The sequence below is a fragment of the Streptococcus infantis genome, assembly GCF_047460875.1.
In the GTDB taxonomy this organism is placed as follows: domain Bacteria; phylum Bacillota; class Bacilli; order Lactobacillales; family Streptococcaceae; genus Streptococcus; species Streptococcus infantis_AA.
Window position 1 is genome coordinate 252,744 of sequence record NZ_JASHFI010000001.1, and the last position, 14,891, is coordinate 267,634.

Below are 14,891 nucleotides of genomic sequence, written 5' to 3' on the forward strand. Positions count from 1 at the left end.
AAAATAAACTACTTTTTCTGAAAAATTTTAGGTTTACTTTGAACTTCAACGGAGACTTTCTAGAAGTATAGGCCGGGATCAAAAATCCCGACCTCGCTTTTTAGTAGAAATGAGTCTTTGAAACATTTTTGTTTATTCATTGGACTCTGTAAGATAGTTTTGCCCGACACTTCATTATCTCAGTCTTCAATCTAAGAGTCACGATAAAACATTCAAGACTGCCACACTGACATCGTCAATGGCATTTTCTTGGTTAGAACGGCTATTAGTTACCAACATTTCTAGGTTTCCTGCATTTTCATAGTAATATGAAGCCCCTTTAGCATTGAATACAACCAAGAAGTGCTCTTCGCCACCGTGAATCTCGTAGACAATCCAACCACTATTTTCAATGGCTGTGTGAACAAAGACATGACGGTATACTTCTTCATAGGTAGGGTATGAAAAGGCACTAGTCTGGGTTTTAAGACGGATGATCTGACGGACAAACTCGATGCTATCTTGACGCTCATTGATCAAATCCCAGTTGACTTGGTTGACGCTGTCAGGCGCATTATAACTGTTCATTGCTCGCTCACGATCTGCGTGAGTCAACTCTCCATTTTCGCCTGTAGCTACGAGTTTAGTACGGCCAAACTCTTGACCCAGTTCCATGAAGGCCATCCCTTGCATGAGGAGGTTCATAGCCGTTGCTGTTTCTACTTTCTTCATGATGCGCTTATCACTCTCCATCGGATGAAGAGTCGTAAGTAAATCATGTAAATTGTAGTTATCGTGGGCTTCTACATAGTTAAGAACCTGATTGGGGCTGAGGTAAGAACCCAGCTCTCGGCTTCCAAGGATAGCCTTTGCGATGATCGGCTCAGTACCTGCACCACTGACAAAACCAGATTTGATAGAACCATAGACTTCACAACCTTTAACCGCATCCCGTTGATTATCATTAAAGAATCCAATGTTTGGCAACTGATAGGCGTTGTCTTTCTTAGCCTTATCATAAGGAGCAAGTCCTGTTCCCATATCCCATCCTTCTCCATAGAGGATGATCTTAGGATCGACTTCGTCCATAGCCCAACGAATCATCTGCATAGTTTTGACATCATGGATTCCCATCAAGTCAAAACGGAAACCGTCAATATTGAATTCTTTTACCCAGTAGAGAAGAGAATCAATCATATATTTACGGAACATTTCATGCTCACTGGCAGTTTCGTTCCCGACTCCTGTTCCATTTTGGTAGGTTCCGTCATGGTTCATTCGATAGTAATAATCAGGAACCGTTGTTTGGAATGGCGCATCCACCGTTGAGAAGGTATGATTGTAAACAACATCCATAATAACACCGATACCAGCATCATGATAAGCTTGGACCATGGCTTTTAAATCACGGATAGCTTGACCTGGATCATTTGGATTTGTAGACATGCTAGTTTCTGGAGCATTGTAGTTTTGAGGATCATATCCCCAGTTATAAGTTACATTTCCATCAGCGTCGTATTCTTTATGACGGTCAGCAATTGGTTGCAGCTGAACATAATTGACACCAAGTTCTTTGATATAGTCAAACGCAGTCGACTGACCATATTGGTTAACTGTTCCAGTTTGCGCTGCACCTAAGAAGGTTCCTCTTAATTCTGGCGCAACACCAGATGTTTCAGACTTAGTCAAATCACGGATGTGCATTTCATAAATGACTGCTTGGCAAGGATTTTCCAAACGCCAAGTTGCTTCTGTACCATGCTTAACCTCAAAACCTTCGACCTGACGATCTTGATTTGAGACAATAGCTGAACGTTTTCCATCAGGACTTGTCGCTATTGTATATGGATCACGAGTTAATGACTGGTGATGAGGAAAGTCAATTTGGTAGTGGTAAGCACGACCTGCTAGGTTTTCTGAAACTGTTAAACTCCAAACTCCAATTGTATTATACTTGTGGCTATAGGAATAACTATTTCCTCGCTCCATTTCAAATGTTTTAAGGATAGGAGCGTCATTGCTCGCTGATTCATAGACTACTACTTGGACAGAAGTAGCTGTTGGTGCCCATAGGCTAAAACTTGTTTCATTTTCAGAAACCTGACATCCCAACTCTCCTTGATAACCCCAGTGGTGGTCAAAACTAGCACTATTGATTGCCTTATCGAAGGCAAAAGGATTTTGGTCTTTATAATGGGTACTTGCAATAGCTGGATTTTCAGAATAATAAACTGTATCATCTCCATCCAAAATCCAAACCTCTGTCAAAAGTGGATAATAATTGAAGCGAATAGGATATTCTTTGCTGACACCATCTTTTTCAACACTAAAAGTCATGGTCTCAAGAGCTACTTCACTCGATTGAGTCAGTGAAAATTTAGCTCCAAAATATTCTTCTTCTTTGATAAGCTCTACTGAATCTAGAGGCTTTTTGCTGAAACTGCAAGCCTCGTAAGCTTCATCTTTACGATGATAATGAATAAGTACAGGATAATTGTACATGGTTCTCCCTAATTTCTAAATAAATTTGATTTTATATTTCATGAATAATTCCTTGATCAATCGCCTCACGATTCACAAAAAATTCAATGTGATTATGGCACACTTCCAAATCTACTGGTGTGTCGCCACCGTATTCTCCATCAAGATTGAGCATAAAAGGCTCTTCCTGATCCAAAGTTTCAATTCGGAGTTTACTCGTTTTAAGGTATTCAACATTGATATCTGAAACGTGTTGGCCTCCATTCATGGCCTGAACTAGCAGACTCAACATATCGAAGATTTTATCTGTCTTTACTAGAATAAGCGTAAAATTGCCATCATCCAGTTTGGTATCAGGTGCGAATTGCTCAAATCCACCGATAGAATTGGTCAAGGCAACAAAGACAAGAGAAACTTCTCCTGTAAAAATTCCCCAATCATGGTAAATACGAACAGGACGGGCTTTGGATTTTGGGAACATCTCGATGCCTTTAGCAACGTAGGCCAGATAACCCAGACGCGTCTTCAGTTCACTAGGAACACTAAAGGTTAGCTCTGTAAGAGCTCCTGCCGCAGCAATATTGATGAAATACTTATCGCCAAAGGCACGACCAATATCAATTTGCTTAGTTTCATTTTTAGCAATGATCTTCGCTGCAGCAACTGGATCCCCCATAGGGATTTTCAATGCTCTTGCATAGTCATTGGTAGTTCCAGTAGGAATGATGGCTATCTTTGGACGATGTTCCAGCGGTGCAATTCCATTAACCACTTCATTGATGGTGCCATCGCCACCAGCTACTAAAACCAAATCAAAGCCAGCTTTTGCAGCTCTTTCTGCTTCTTTCTGGGCTGATAGGTGTTCAGGTTTGGTCTGAAAAGCACTGGTTTCATAGCCTATGCTCTCTAACACTTCTAGGACTTCCGCGATATTTTGCTTGATCATTTCCTGGCCTGAGGTCGGATTATAAATGAGACGTGCACGTTTTTTTTCTTCTTTCATAGCTTACAAACTCTCAAGCCAAGCTTCATCACGAATCTCTATTCCCAGTTCTTGTGCTTTTTGGAGCTTGCTTCCTGCATCTGCTCCTGCTACAACAAGGTCTGTTTTTTTCGACACACTACCAGTAACCTTGGCTCCTAGACTTTCTAATTTATTTTTAGCTTCTGAGCGATTAAGACGCTCTAGCTTTCCTGTCAATACGACAGTTAGACCAGACAAGGCTGCATTTGCTGCAACTGTCTGTCCTTTGTAGTCTAGATTAACACCTGATTCTTTCAATTCCCTTAAAAGGATTTCAGAACCCTCTGTAGCAAAATAGGTCTGAAGGCTTTGGGCAATGACACTTCCCAAACTTTCGATACTTGCAATTTCTTCAGGATTGGCTTGTGCTAGCGATTCGATTGAGTGGAAGTTTTGTAAAAGCAACTGACTTGCCTTACTTCCTACATGACGAATCCCCAAACCAAACAAGAGTTTTTCAGCAGAATTTTCTTTGGATGCTTGAATAGCTTGGTAGAGCTTTTGAGCAGATTTTTCCTTGATACCATCCAGCAAGAGCAAATCTTCAACAGTCAAACGATAAATATCTGCAACATCCTTAACCAAATCGGCAGCAAATAGTTTCTCCACGATCGATGGACCAAGGCCAGAAATATTCATAGCATCACGCGATGCGAAGTGCGTCAATCCTTCCTTGATTTGAGCAGGGCATCGCGGATTGATACAACGAAGCGCAACCTCATCTTCAAAATGCAAAAGCTTACTGTCACAACTTGGACAGTTTGTTGGAATATCTAGTCTTTCCTCTGACACACGCTTGGATCCTACCACTCGTAGAACAGCTGGAATGATATCACCTGCCTTATAGACAATGACTGTGTCATCCTTACGGATATCCTTTTCAGCGATATAGTCGACATTATGAAGAGTTGCACGACTAACTGTTGTACCTGCCAATTGAACTGGAGTAAGATTGGCAGTCGGAGTTACGACACCAGTTCGTCCTACTGTCCAGTCAACAGAAAGGAGTTTTGCTTCTTTTTCTTCTGCAGGGAACTTATAAGCGACTGCCCACTTAGGTGCTTTAACTGTAAAACCAAGTTGCTCTTGACCAGCTAGGTCGTTGACCTTAATCACGACACCGTCGATATCATATGGCAATTGGTCTCTTTCTTGACCTACTTCCTGGATAAAATCCCAAACTTCGTCCATGCTATGGGCTAATAGTCGTCTAGGGTTAACCACAAAGCCCAACTGTTCCAGATGATTTAAAACCTTCTCTTGGCTGTCTCTAGTTGAAGGACTTGCTTCCTGATAGAGGAAAGTTGCAAGATTACGCTTAGCTACTACTCCTGTGTCTAACTGGCGAAGGGTTCCTGCAGCAGCATTTCTTGGATTGGCAAATTCTGGCTCCCCGTTTTCTTGACGAGATTGATTGACCTGATCAAAAGAAGCTCTCGGCATATAACATTCACCACGAACTGTTATATCTATTTTTTCAGATAATGATAAAGGAATGTCTTTCACTCGTTTAAGATTTTCAGTGATGTTTTCACCAATGGAGCCATCACCACGAGTAGCTCCAGCAACAAAAATTCCTTGCTCATAAGTCAAGGAAATCGATAAACCATCAATCTTCAACTCACAAATATAAGTGACATCATCCAATTCTTTACGAACACGCGCATCAAAGGAGTCGAGTTCTTCACGAGAAAAAGCATCCTGCAAACTATAGAGAGGATACTGATGACTATATTTTTCAAAACCATCTAGAATCTTACCGCCGACGCGATGGGTCGGACTATCTGGCAAGACTTGCTCTGGATGAGCTTTTTCTAACTCTACCAATTCACGATAGAGACGATCATACTCACTATCAGATACAGATGGGTTATCACTTGTATAATACTCTGTCGCATAGCGATTGAGCAACTCAACGAGCTCTTTCATTCTTTCATTCATAGAACCATTTTACCATAAAAAGGACTCTATAAACAATACTCAAGCTCTAAAAAAGAAAATGAGAAGGATATTTCTATCACTTCTCATTTATTTTTATTTTTTACGATTCAAAATAGCATTCAAGACGATGGCTACTGTACTTGCAATGACAATACCATTTGAAAAGAACATTTGTAATTCAGTCGGTAATGTATTGAAGAGATTGCTTCCGTTCAATCCCACCCCAGCAGCAATAGAAACTGCTGCAATGAGGAAGTTGTGTTCATTGTGCTCAAAGTCTACACGCGCCAAGATTTGCATCCCTTGAAGTGAAACGAAACCGAACATGACGAGCATGGCTCCACCTAGAACAGGGCTAGGGATAATCTGTGCCAAGGCACCGAACTTAGGCAAGAGACCAAGTAAGATGAGGAAACCACCAGCGTAGTAGATCGGTAAACGTGTACGAATACCTGATAATTTAACCAAACCTACGTTTTGTGAAAACCCTGTATAAGGGAAAGTATTGAAAAGTCCACCAAGTAAAACAGCAAGACCTTCAGCGCGATAACCATTACGGAGACGAGTGCTATCGATTGGATCTTTAGTAATATCAGAAAGGGCAAGATATACACCAGTTGATTCTACCATTGATACAGTAGCGATGATACACATCATTATAATTGATGAAATCTCAAATTGTGGAGCACCAAAGTAGAATGGAGTTGGAATATGAACAAGTGGAGCTTCTGCTACTGGAGAGAAATCAACCAAGCCCATAGTCGCAGCGATGATAGTACCTGCAATCAAACCAATCAAAATAGAAATTGACTTAATAAATCCTTTTGTAAAGATATTAACCAAGAGAATGATAAGAATAGTGATTGTTGCTAACGCTAGACTTTGTCCCGTTGGTTTTTCGACGTTATTTCCCATATTCCCAATAGCTACTGGAATCAAGGTCAATCCGATTGTTGTAATGACAGAACCCGTTACGATTGAAGGGAACAGATTAGCAATCTTAGAAAATACGCCTGCTACAAGAACGACATAAATACCAGAAGCAATCAAGGCACCAAACATAGCACCACTACCGTGACTTTGTCCAATCATAATAAGTGGAGCAACAGACTGGAAGGCCACACCCAGAACAACCGGTAAACCAACACCAAAATATTTATTAAGTTGCAATTGTAAGAGAGTTGCGACCCCACACATAAAGATATCTGTAGAGATAAGGTATGTCAGTTGTTGAGGTGAGTAACCTAGGGCACCTGCAATCATAATTGGTACTAGGATTGAACCTGAGTACATGGCAAGTAAGTGTTGCAAGCCCAATACGGCCGCTTTTGAGTGGTTTTCTTTTTGATTCATTAGATGTCTGCCTCCTTGAAGATAACTCTTCCATTTTCAAAACGCTCTAAACGAGCAAGTGATACTACCTGATGACCTGATTTTTCTAACAGTTCACGACCATCTTGGAAAGATTTTTCAATCACAATTCCGACGGCCTCGACTGTAGCACCAGCTTGTTCGATAATCTGAATCAAACCTTTAGCTGCTTGGCCATTAGCCAAGAAATCATCAATAATCAATACTTTATCTTGAGGAGATAAGAACTTACCTGCAATAGATACGGTACTAGTTACTTGTTTAGTGAAAGAATAAACTTCAGCGGTTAAAATTCCTTCATTCATAGTGATATTTTTTGCCTTTTTAGCAAAAATCATAGGTACATCTAATTGTTCTGCAACATATAGAGCTGGAGCAATTCCAGATGCTTCAATGGTTACGACTTTGGTAATACCTGCATTTTTAAAATATTCTGCAAAGGTGCGACCAATCTCGCGCATTAAGGAAAAATCCACTTGGTGAGTCAAGAATGAATCCACCTTAAGAATATTCTCACCTAGAATATTCCCATCTTTTAAAATACGTTCCTCTAGTAATTTCACAATAACCTCCGAAATAAAAAGGGACTTACATAGTAAGCCCCTTAAAAAGATTGAAACAGATATCCCTGCTTCTTTTATCTCTCTTCGACTTACTCATTGTTAGGTATTTACGGTACCTTGTAGAAACGCCACGCCAATTCGCGACATAAATAAGTAATCATATTTTTAGTGAGCATCTCCATTCCAGATAGAGTTCTTCACAATCACATAATCTACATGTCTAAGATCAGCTACCTTTCGACCTCCAGCATAAGAAATCGAACTTTGCAAATCTTGTTCCATCTCAGTTAGGGTATCTTGTAAGTGTCCTTTGGCAGGAAGAAGAATTTTCTTACCTTCGACATTCTTATAGGCACCTTTTTGGTATTCTGAAGCAGAACCATAGTATTCTTTAAATTGTTTACCATCGACTTCGACAGTTTTACCAGGGCTTTCGATATGGCCTGCAAAAAGTGAACCAATCATAACCATACTTGCACCGAAGCGGATAGACTTAGCGATATCTCCGTGTGTACGGATACCACCATCGGCAATAATCGGTTTACGCGCAGCTTTAGCACACCAGCGAAGAGCTGCTAACTGCCAACCACCAGTACCAAAACCAGTCTTGACCTTAGTGATACAAACCTTCCCTGGACCGATTCCAACCTTAGTCGCATCCGCACCAGCATTTTCAAGTTCACGCACAGCTTCTGGAGTTCCAACGTTTCCAGCAATGACAAACGTATCTGGCAATTCTTTCTTGATGTGCTGAATCATTGAAATAACGCTATCAGCATGACCATGAGCAATGTCAATGGTAATGTACTCTGGAGCATCTTCCTTTAATTGACTAACAAAGTCATACTCGTAGTCTTTAACACCTACTGAGATTGAAGCAATCAAGCCCTGATCGTGCATACGTTTGACAAAAGGAATGCGTCCTTCTTCATCAAAACGATGCATGATGTAAAAATAGCCACCCTTGGCAAGTTGTTCAGCAACATCTTCATCCAAGATAGTCTGCATATTAGAAGGAACAACTGGCAACTTAAAGGTATGTTTTCCCAAGGTCACATGTGTATCAGCCTCTGCTCGACTTTGAAGGACACACTTATTTGGGATTAGCTGAATATCTTCATAGTCAAAGATTGGAAATTCGTTTAACATATATCTCTCATTTCTCTTCTTTAGACTTTCCTAAAGTTAGGAATAGCCTCGTCTTTTCCAGACAATTACTTTAACAAGTTTACAATAATGTCCGTTTTTTGTCAATTATTATGTTAGAAAACAAATAATGTTCGTGTTTCGTATTTTCGATCAAGAATATAACTAGACATTTACCCTGAATTTGTCTTACCTTTTAAATTTCTACCTAGATTTTCGATAAAAACTTTTTCAAAGGACTCCATCTTCCTGACAAAATCTTGATAGCTTTCAGCTTGTCCAGGGACTTGGATAGACCATTTCTTCAACAGGGCTCCATAACCTGCTAGCTTACCTATCTCATTATCAACTACCTTTTCCCTGCTTGGAAAAACAAGCCCAGCCTGCTCAGCTTTTAAAATATAAGAATAAGAAATCAGCTGGAACAAGTCCTCACGATTGATTCCCTTTTCAGTCAATTCCAGTTTTTTGTATTTAGCATCTAAAACTGTTCTTAGTTCTCTATTATAAAAATCTGGGAAAACTTTTCGTTTACGATCAGAAAATACCGAAATACCGTCCGTCTTGTCCTTATTTCGTGGATGGATGAAATTTTTTGGCAACAAGGTATAAACATACTCTTCCCAAAGCCAGGCAACATCAAAAAGAATACCATGGATTTTTTGCTCTTGGTATCCAAAACCGTGCTTTTCTCTGTTTAATATCATCAGACACAGCTCTTGCAACTTTCTGTATTCTCGAAAGTAGGCATGACGAAGGGGTTTATCTTGATTTCGTCGAATAACCTTAGCACGATCAGCTAGTTTATAAGATGGTGTTACACGAATAATTTCAGAGACATTTTCACGGCTAGTTGAGAGATTTTCAAGAACTCCTCTCCCTATACTTTTCTGATTCTTCATGAATTCAATTGTGTGACGGATCAGTTGTATGAGTGGATTATCATAGGTAAACTCTCTCGTTGTGTAGGCAATATTACCCGTGAAAGGAAGATTTTTCTTGAGATGATTTCCTACATCAATCACTCCCTTAACATGACTGTCATTATGAGAAAATCTCTGGTATTCCTTATAGAGACCTTTTCGGAGAGCAGCTTGTAAATACTTGGGAAAGAGATACATCAAAAGTTGATAGAGTCTATCTTCACGCGACAAAGCAACATCTAAACTAGTCAGATTGATATGAAGAACCTTTTGCAAAAGATAATGTAAAAAATAGTCATTACTTTCGTTTGAAAAACGAGAAGAAATGGTTAATCTCTCCTGACCGTAGCCAAGAAATCCAATGACATTTCCTGTCTTTATTTCCCGATTGACAGTTTCTAAGATTTTTTGATCCTTATCTAAGTCCGGAGAATATTCTAGGTCACTTGGAAAAATAAAGATATTATCTTCTTGAGAAAGATTTCCTAATGTTCTATCTAAAAGAAGTTGGCTTATTTTGGGATATTCTGCAATAAAGTCTTCTTTAATAATCTTATGCTGATTATCAGTGATCCGCATTTTCATTTCCATCGCCTTCATTGTTGTCAGTAACTACCTGATTTTTTTGCTCATTGCTTGTCTTGTCAAAGGCCTTTTTCAAATTTGCTATAGTCTCAACTTCCTCGTAAGAACCTCGTAAATAATCTTCCAAGAGTGGTTTCAGATAATCAGACCAGAGTAATTCATAGTCAAAATTCACTTCCTCCAATTTAAGGAAATAACTTGGACCGATATGATAGTGACTATTTAGCTCCTGAAGTTTTTCAATTTCAGCATTCAAGTTTCTTAGACGCGCTTTCGCTTCTTCAGCTTTATCGCCAAGAACATCATCTAACATACCTAGTTGGCTTTCAGCAGTAACTTCAACAAAACGAAAACGACGACGCATGGCAAAATCAAAGGTGTCCACCGAACGGTCAATATCATTCATAGTTCCGATAATATAGATATTTTCAGGGATATAGAACTTTTCATCAGTTTCGTGTAGATTGGCATATTGGGTAGAAACACTCCCCTTTTCACCACGATAACCAGGCTCAATTGAGAAAAAGAGTTCCCCAAAAATCTTAGAAATCTCACCACGGTTGATTTCATCGATGATGAAAACGAATTTCTTGTCTGTTTCAACCTCTGTTGGAGAAAGGTAGTCTCTCAGACCAAATCTCTTTCTCAATGTTTCTAGGACAGTTCTTCCGCCACTTTTGTAGTATTCTTGCTTATTATAATTTTTATCTTTATACAACTCGTAAACATATTTGCGAGGTATTGACCATCCTGGAACACCACTATCATAATTTACTGACAAATTTTGTCTACTATTAACAGATAAGTAAGATGTTTTTGTTATATATTCTTTTTCTTCAGCAACATTTATATATTCTAAGTAAGAATCCCAAGCTTGGTCAAAATTATCTTGTCCTCCAATCAATTGGGCTTCTTTTGCTTTCTGACAAAAATCTTTAAAAATACCATCCTGTAGCTTAAACTCAATAGCTCCATCCCCATTTGATACTGGTCTTAAACCCTCTACAAAATCCGTATAATCATAGGAAGGGTGAAACTGTACAAATCCGATTTGGTCTTCGTTGCCATCCGTTAATTCTTTGGCAATTTCTTTAGCAAGATAGGTTTTACCTGTACCCGGAGCACCACGGAGGATGAGGTTTTTGGATTGTAGTAAAGTTTGACTCAATGGATGATAAACCTTATATTCTAGAGACATTTTTTCTTCTTTCTTTTCTTTTTCGTCTAAAAATTGTGTTGAATATTCAAATAAGATACTTCCCGACAATGATGGTTCCAGCTCAGGATACTTTTGCAATACGAGTTGACAAATCTCATGATTCTGAAGATAAGGGCCCCCTTGATTTTTTTGAGGAAGTAGCTTGTTCCAGAATTTCTTTTGACTATTAAGATTTACACTTAAGAAAGGATAGCCTTCAGAATAGATACAAAGTAGTTTTGTAACAACTGCAGAACGTCCAATAAATTCATTCTTTGACTTTTTCATGTCAAAGATAGGATTATTGAAATCTAACTTTCTACCAGCTTGTATGATCTCATACAAATCCGATTTTAATTTGTTAAATCGGTCTTCTAGTTCTGATTCTGGAATGATTTTATTTGCTTGGTTCTTATAGCTTTTAGTATCCTCATTCCAATAAATACCAAATTTTGAAGAACCTCCTCCACCAATTCCCATAAATAATGAATGGTACTTTCCAGTCTCAAGAGCATAGCAAAAAGAATTACTTGTAGCACCTTTCCCAATGACATATTCATCGATAGACATGGTTAAAATTCTATCAAGTGGCCACTCCTTAAGAAATACTTCTCTCAATTCTTCATTTTTCAAACTGTATTGTTTTGCAGATTCTCTTAAATTAATTTCATTTTCTTGATACCAATCATAAAAATCTTCTAAACTAACTCTTCTATCATTCATCAATTAGACTCCTTTTACTGATAATGTTTGAATATTACACTATCTATTAACATATATTTCAAATCTAGAATAACACATCCCATTAAAAAAGAAAAGAATTTCTAAAGAAAAAGCCCAGTGTAGAGAGCTTTATTCCCTCATAACACTAGACTTCTTTTTTTATTTTAGTAATACTCACCCTGGCGGTAGTCCCATGAGTTAAAGGTATCTGACAGGTGCATCATGATTTTATCAATGTCAAGCCCTTTGCGGATAACGACTGGTGCTGGTGAAGTTGAACGTGCTCCTCCTTGTTCTGGGATGAGTTTTCCGTCCTTATCGACCATAGAAACCATCACACCTTGCTCGTAGCGCGTTTCAATCGTTTTGTCCGGTTGGATGGAAGCCACATAGTCGTCTGCTTCAATGACAAGGTCCACTGCTCCTTCGATACGTTCCCCGATACCTTCCACCTTACCACGGTTTCCTTTACCAGATGGGTTAGCAGATGAGGCATAGACCATTTTACCTTCTTCCCAAAGTTTGGCAGCCAACTGTTCACCAGCTTTACCAAACTTGATGACAAAACAGCTCGTTCCACGCACGTCAGTCATAAGTTCTTCACGACCATCACCGTATGCTTTCAATTTTTCAAAGGCTTCTGGTTTCCAAGGAAGGATACAACCGAGGAGAATATCTTCGTCCCAATGTTTTTGATAGAAGGCTTCGATTTCAGGATTTAGCTGTGCTAAAGCGCGAAGCTCGTCCATGCTACCACAAAGTACAACACCTGGTTTGTTACGGTTACGCTCTTTAGCTTCAAACTTACGCTCAAGACCTGCCTTATCGCTAGTCATGATAATGTAACCAACTTTAGTAGGACAAACGATACATCCACCCTCACCTTTTAAAATGTCATAGCCTTCTTGAGATAGTGTTCCGTTCCATTGAATGTGTTTTGTCATAGTTCTATTTCCTTTTCTATATTTATTCTAATCCTGCCAGTAGGCTGGGCGTTGTTTTTCATAAGCAGCAATCAAATCTTCGTACTGCATGGTAATACCGATATCATCCAAACCATTTAAGAGCTTGTGTTTCCACTCGCTATCGATTTCGAAAGTGAATTCTCCAACTGGTGAGATGATTTTTTGTTGCTCCAAGTCTACAGTTACCTGATCGTTTGGTCTCAATTGGGCGAGTTTTTCTCTAACTTCCCTTGGTTGAACAATTGGCAACATGCCATTATTGAGCTCATTATTGTAATGAATGTCACCGAAAGATCCTGCAATCACGACCTTAAAACCATAGTCTGCTAGCGCCCAAGCTGCGTGCTCCCTCGAAGAACCAGCTCCAAAGTTATCTCCAGTGATGAGTATAGTAGCTTTGCGATATTCAGGTCGGTTAAAGACAAAATCTGGATCCTCAGTGTACTTATCGTCCAGATAACGCCAAGCATACATGAGGTATTTGCCAAAACCTTTCTTGTCAATCAACTTCAGAAACTGTTTGGGAAGAATTTGGTCGGTGTCGATGTTATCATTCATGAGAGGAACGGTCGTTCCCGTATAAACTGTAAATTTCTCCATATCCTCTCCTTACTGAGCTTCTGGCATTTGCCGTACATCTACGAAACGTCCTGCGATCGCTGCCGCAGCTGCCATTGCTGGACTACAGAGATGAGTCTTAGCACCAAATCCTTGTCGATCTTCAAAGTTACGATTGCTAGTTGAGGCACAATGAACACCATCTGGTACTTTATCAGGATTCATTCCTAGACACATAGAACAGCCTGGATCTCTCCACTCAAAGCCAGCATCTAGAAATACCTTGTCCAAACCTAACTTCTCAGCAGCTCGCTTGACTGGTCGAGAACCAGGAACTACAATTGCTGTTAGATTGGGAGCTATTTTCTTTCCTTTGACAAATCGCGCAGCCAGTTGCAAATCACTAAGTCTAGCGTTGGTACAAGAGCCAATAAAGACATAGCCTAGTTGGATATCTGCTGGTTTTTGACCTGGTTGCAAATCCATGTAATGATAGGCTCGTTCATCATTCATATCTTTTATTTCTGGGAAGCTACTATCAAAATCAACACCCATAGCTGGATTTGTTCCCCAAGTCACCATAGGAGCCAATTCAGAGACATCCATTCGGATAACCTTGTCATAAACAGCATCGTCGTCGCTAACAAGCCTTTTCCAATCAGCAACTGCTGCGTCAAAATCCTTTGGAATACACTCACGTCCCTTTAGATAGTCATAAGTTGTCTGGTCTGGGTTCATAATTCCCATCTTTGATCCAAACTCAATGGACATATTGCAGATGGTCATTCGCTCTTCCATACTGAATGCATCAATCGCTTGACCACGATACTCAACCACGTAGCCAACACCACAAGCAACGCCATACTTGGCAATCAAGGCTAGAATGAAATCCTTGGAATAAACTCCCTTTTGAGGAACTCCAGTGAATTCTACCAGCATTTTCTTGGGTTTGACCTGCCAAATGGTTTGAGTTGCAAAGACATGTTCAACCTCACTAGTTCCAATTCCAAATGCAATCGCTCCAAAAGCTCCATGGGTTGCTGTATGGCTATCACCACAGACGATGAATTTTCCTGGTTGTGTTCGTCCTGTTTCTGGACCAACCATGTGAACGATGCCCTGTTTTTCAGAACCATGGGCCGCATGTTCAATCCCGAATTCCTCAACATTTTCTGCCAACTTATCAATTTGAGCCTTGGATATTACATCTCGAATATCATAAATATTGACAGTCGGAACATTGTGGTCAAAGGTCCCAAATGTCAAGTCTGGTCGTCTCAATCTGCGTCCTGCGTCTCGTAATCCTTGAAATGCCTGAGGACTGGTCACTTCGTGGATATAGTGTTGATCCACATACATGAGTTGTGGTTGTCCCTCTTCTCCTGTGATCACATGGAGGTCCCATAATTTATCAAAAATTGATTTTCCTGCCAT

General features: G+C 39.7%; 11 protein-coding genes and 1 riboswitch. All 11 genes read right to left on the reverse strand.

Annotated features, from left to right (window positions below):
• Positions 1 to 198 precede the first annotated feature (198 nt).
• The 11 genes from pulA to leuC all read right to left on the reverse strand — a co-directional run bounded on the left by pulA (position 199) and on the right by leuC (position 14,891).
• Entirely contained in the window at positions 199 to 2,481 is a 2,283-nt protein-coding gene (pulA, locus tag QM887_RS01275; RefSeq protein WP_414270154.1) for a type I pullulanase, read from the reverse strand.
• Between the two features lie 31 nt (positions 2,482 to 2,512).
• Positions 2,513 to 3,463, reverse strand: coding sequence for a diacylglycerol kinase family lipid kinase (locus tag QM887_RS01280; protein WP_414270155.1), 951 nt, complete (start codon positions 3,461 to 3,463; stop codon positions 2,513 to 2,515).
• Between the two features lie 3 nt (positions 3,464 to 3,466).
• Positions 3,467 to 5,425 (reverse strand): NAD-dependent DNA ligase LigA, encoded by a 1,959-nt coding sequence (gene ligA / locus QM887_RS01285; protein WP_414270156.1) that lies wholly within the window; start codon positions 5,423 to 5,425, stop codon positions 3,467 to 3,469.
• Between the two features lie 93 nt (positions 5,426 to 5,518).
• Positions 5,519 to 6,778, reverse strand: a complete 1,260-nt coding sequence (locus QM887_RS01290; protein ID WP_414270157.1) for a nucleobase:cation symporter-2 family protein — start codon at positions 6,776 to 6,778, stop codon at positions 5,519 to 5,521.
• Positions 6,778 to 7,359: a xanthine phosphoribosyltransferase gene (locus tag QM887_RS01295; RefSeq protein ID WP_414270158.1), complete on the reverse strand. Its 582-nt coding sequence runs from the start codon at positions 7,357 to 7,359 to the stop codon at positions 6,778 to 6,780. The genes QM887_RS01290 and QM887_RS01295 overlap by 1 nt, the downstream gene beginning before the upstream one ends.
• Positions 7,360 to 7,435: 76 nt before the next feature.
• Positions 7,436 to 7,532, reverse strand: a riboswitch (purine riboswitch).
• Positions 7,525 to 8,508 carry a GMP reductase gene (gene guaC, locus QM887_RS01300; protein ID WP_373093565.1) on the reverse strand — a complete coding sequence of 328 codons (984 nt, stop codon included), beginning with the start codon at positions 8,506 to 8,508 and terminating at the stop codon, positions 7,525 to 7,527. (Overlaps the previous riboswitch by 8 nt.)
• Positions 8,509 to 8,678: 170 nt before the next feature.
• Positions 8,679 to 10,007 carry an McrC family protein gene (locus QM887_RS01305; protein WP_414270159.1) on the reverse strand — a complete coding sequence of 443 codons (1,329 nt, stop codon included), beginning with the start codon at positions 10,005 to 10,007 and terminating at the stop codon, positions 8,679 to 8,681.
• A complete protein-coding gene (locus QM887_RS01310; RefSeq protein ID WP_414270160.1) occupies positions 9,994 to 11,934 on the reverse strand; it encodes an McrB family protein in 1,941 nt (646 codons plus the stop codon). Before QM887_RS01310 ends, QM887_RS01305 begins: the two co-directional genes overlap by 14 nt.
• A gap of 164 nt (positions 11,935 to 12,098) precedes the next feature.
• Positions 12,099 to 12,878 (reverse strand): L-threonylcarbamoyladenylate synthase, encoded by a 780-nt coding sequence (locus QM887_RS01315; RefSeq protein ID WP_000160505.1) that lies wholly within the window; start codon positions 12,876 to 12,878, stop codon positions 12,099 to 12,101.
• A 27-nt stretch (positions 12,879 to 12,905) separates the two neighbouring features.
• Positions 12,906 to 13,499 (reverse strand): 3-isopropylmalate dehydratase small subunit, encoded by a 594-nt coding sequence (gene leuD / locus QM887_RS01320; protein WP_414270161.1) that lies wholly within the window; start codon positions 13,497 to 13,499, stop codon positions 12,906 to 12,908.
• 9 nt (positions 13,500 to 13,508) lie between these two features.
• The gene (leuC, locus tag QM887_RS01325) at positions 13,509 to 14,891 is read right to left on the reverse strand and encodes a 3-isopropylmalate dehydratase large subunit (RefSeq protein ID WP_414270162.1); all 1,383 of its coding nucleotides are present in this window, start codon (positions 14,889 to 14,891) and stop codon (positions 13,509 to 13,511) included.

Coding starts and splice junctions, on each gene's coding strand:
- pulA (WP_414270154.1), bottom strand. CDS start 2,481: ATGTACAATTATCCTGTACTTATTCATTATCATCGTAAAGATGAAGCT.
- QM887_RS01280 (WP_414270155.1), bottom strand. CDS start 3,463: ATGAAAGAAGAAAAAAAACGTGCACGTCTCATTTATAATCCGACCTCA.
- ligA (WP_414270156.1), bottom strand. CDS start 5,425: ATGAATGAAAGAATGAAAGAGCTCGTTGAGTTGCTCAATCGCTATGCG.
- QM887_RS01290 (WP_414270157.1), bottom strand. CDS start 6,778: ATGAATCAAAAAGAAAACCACTCAAAAGCGGCCGTATTGGGCTTGCAA.
- guaC (WP_373093565.1), bottom strand. CDS start 8,508: ATGTTAAACGAATTTCCAATCTTTGACTATGAAGATATTCAGCTAATC.
- QM887_RS01305 (WP_414270159.1), bottom strand. CDS start 10,007: ATGCGGATCACTGATAATCAGCATAAGATTATTAAAGAAGACTTTATT.
- QM887_RS01310 (WP_414270160.1), bottom strand. CDS start 11,934: ATGAATGATAGAAGAGTTAGTTTAGAAGATTTTTATGATTGGTATCAA.
- QM887_RS01315 (WP_000160505.1), bottom strand. CDS start 12,878: ATGACAAAACACATTCAATGGAACGGAACACTATCTCAAGAAGGCTAT.
- leuD (WP_414270161.1), bottom strand. CDS start 13,499: ATGGAGAAATTTACAGTTTATACGGGAACGACCGTTCCTCTCATGAAT.
- leuC (WP_414270162.1), bottom strand. CDS start 14,891: ATGGCAGGAAAATCAATTTTTGATAAATTATGGGACCTCCATGTGATC.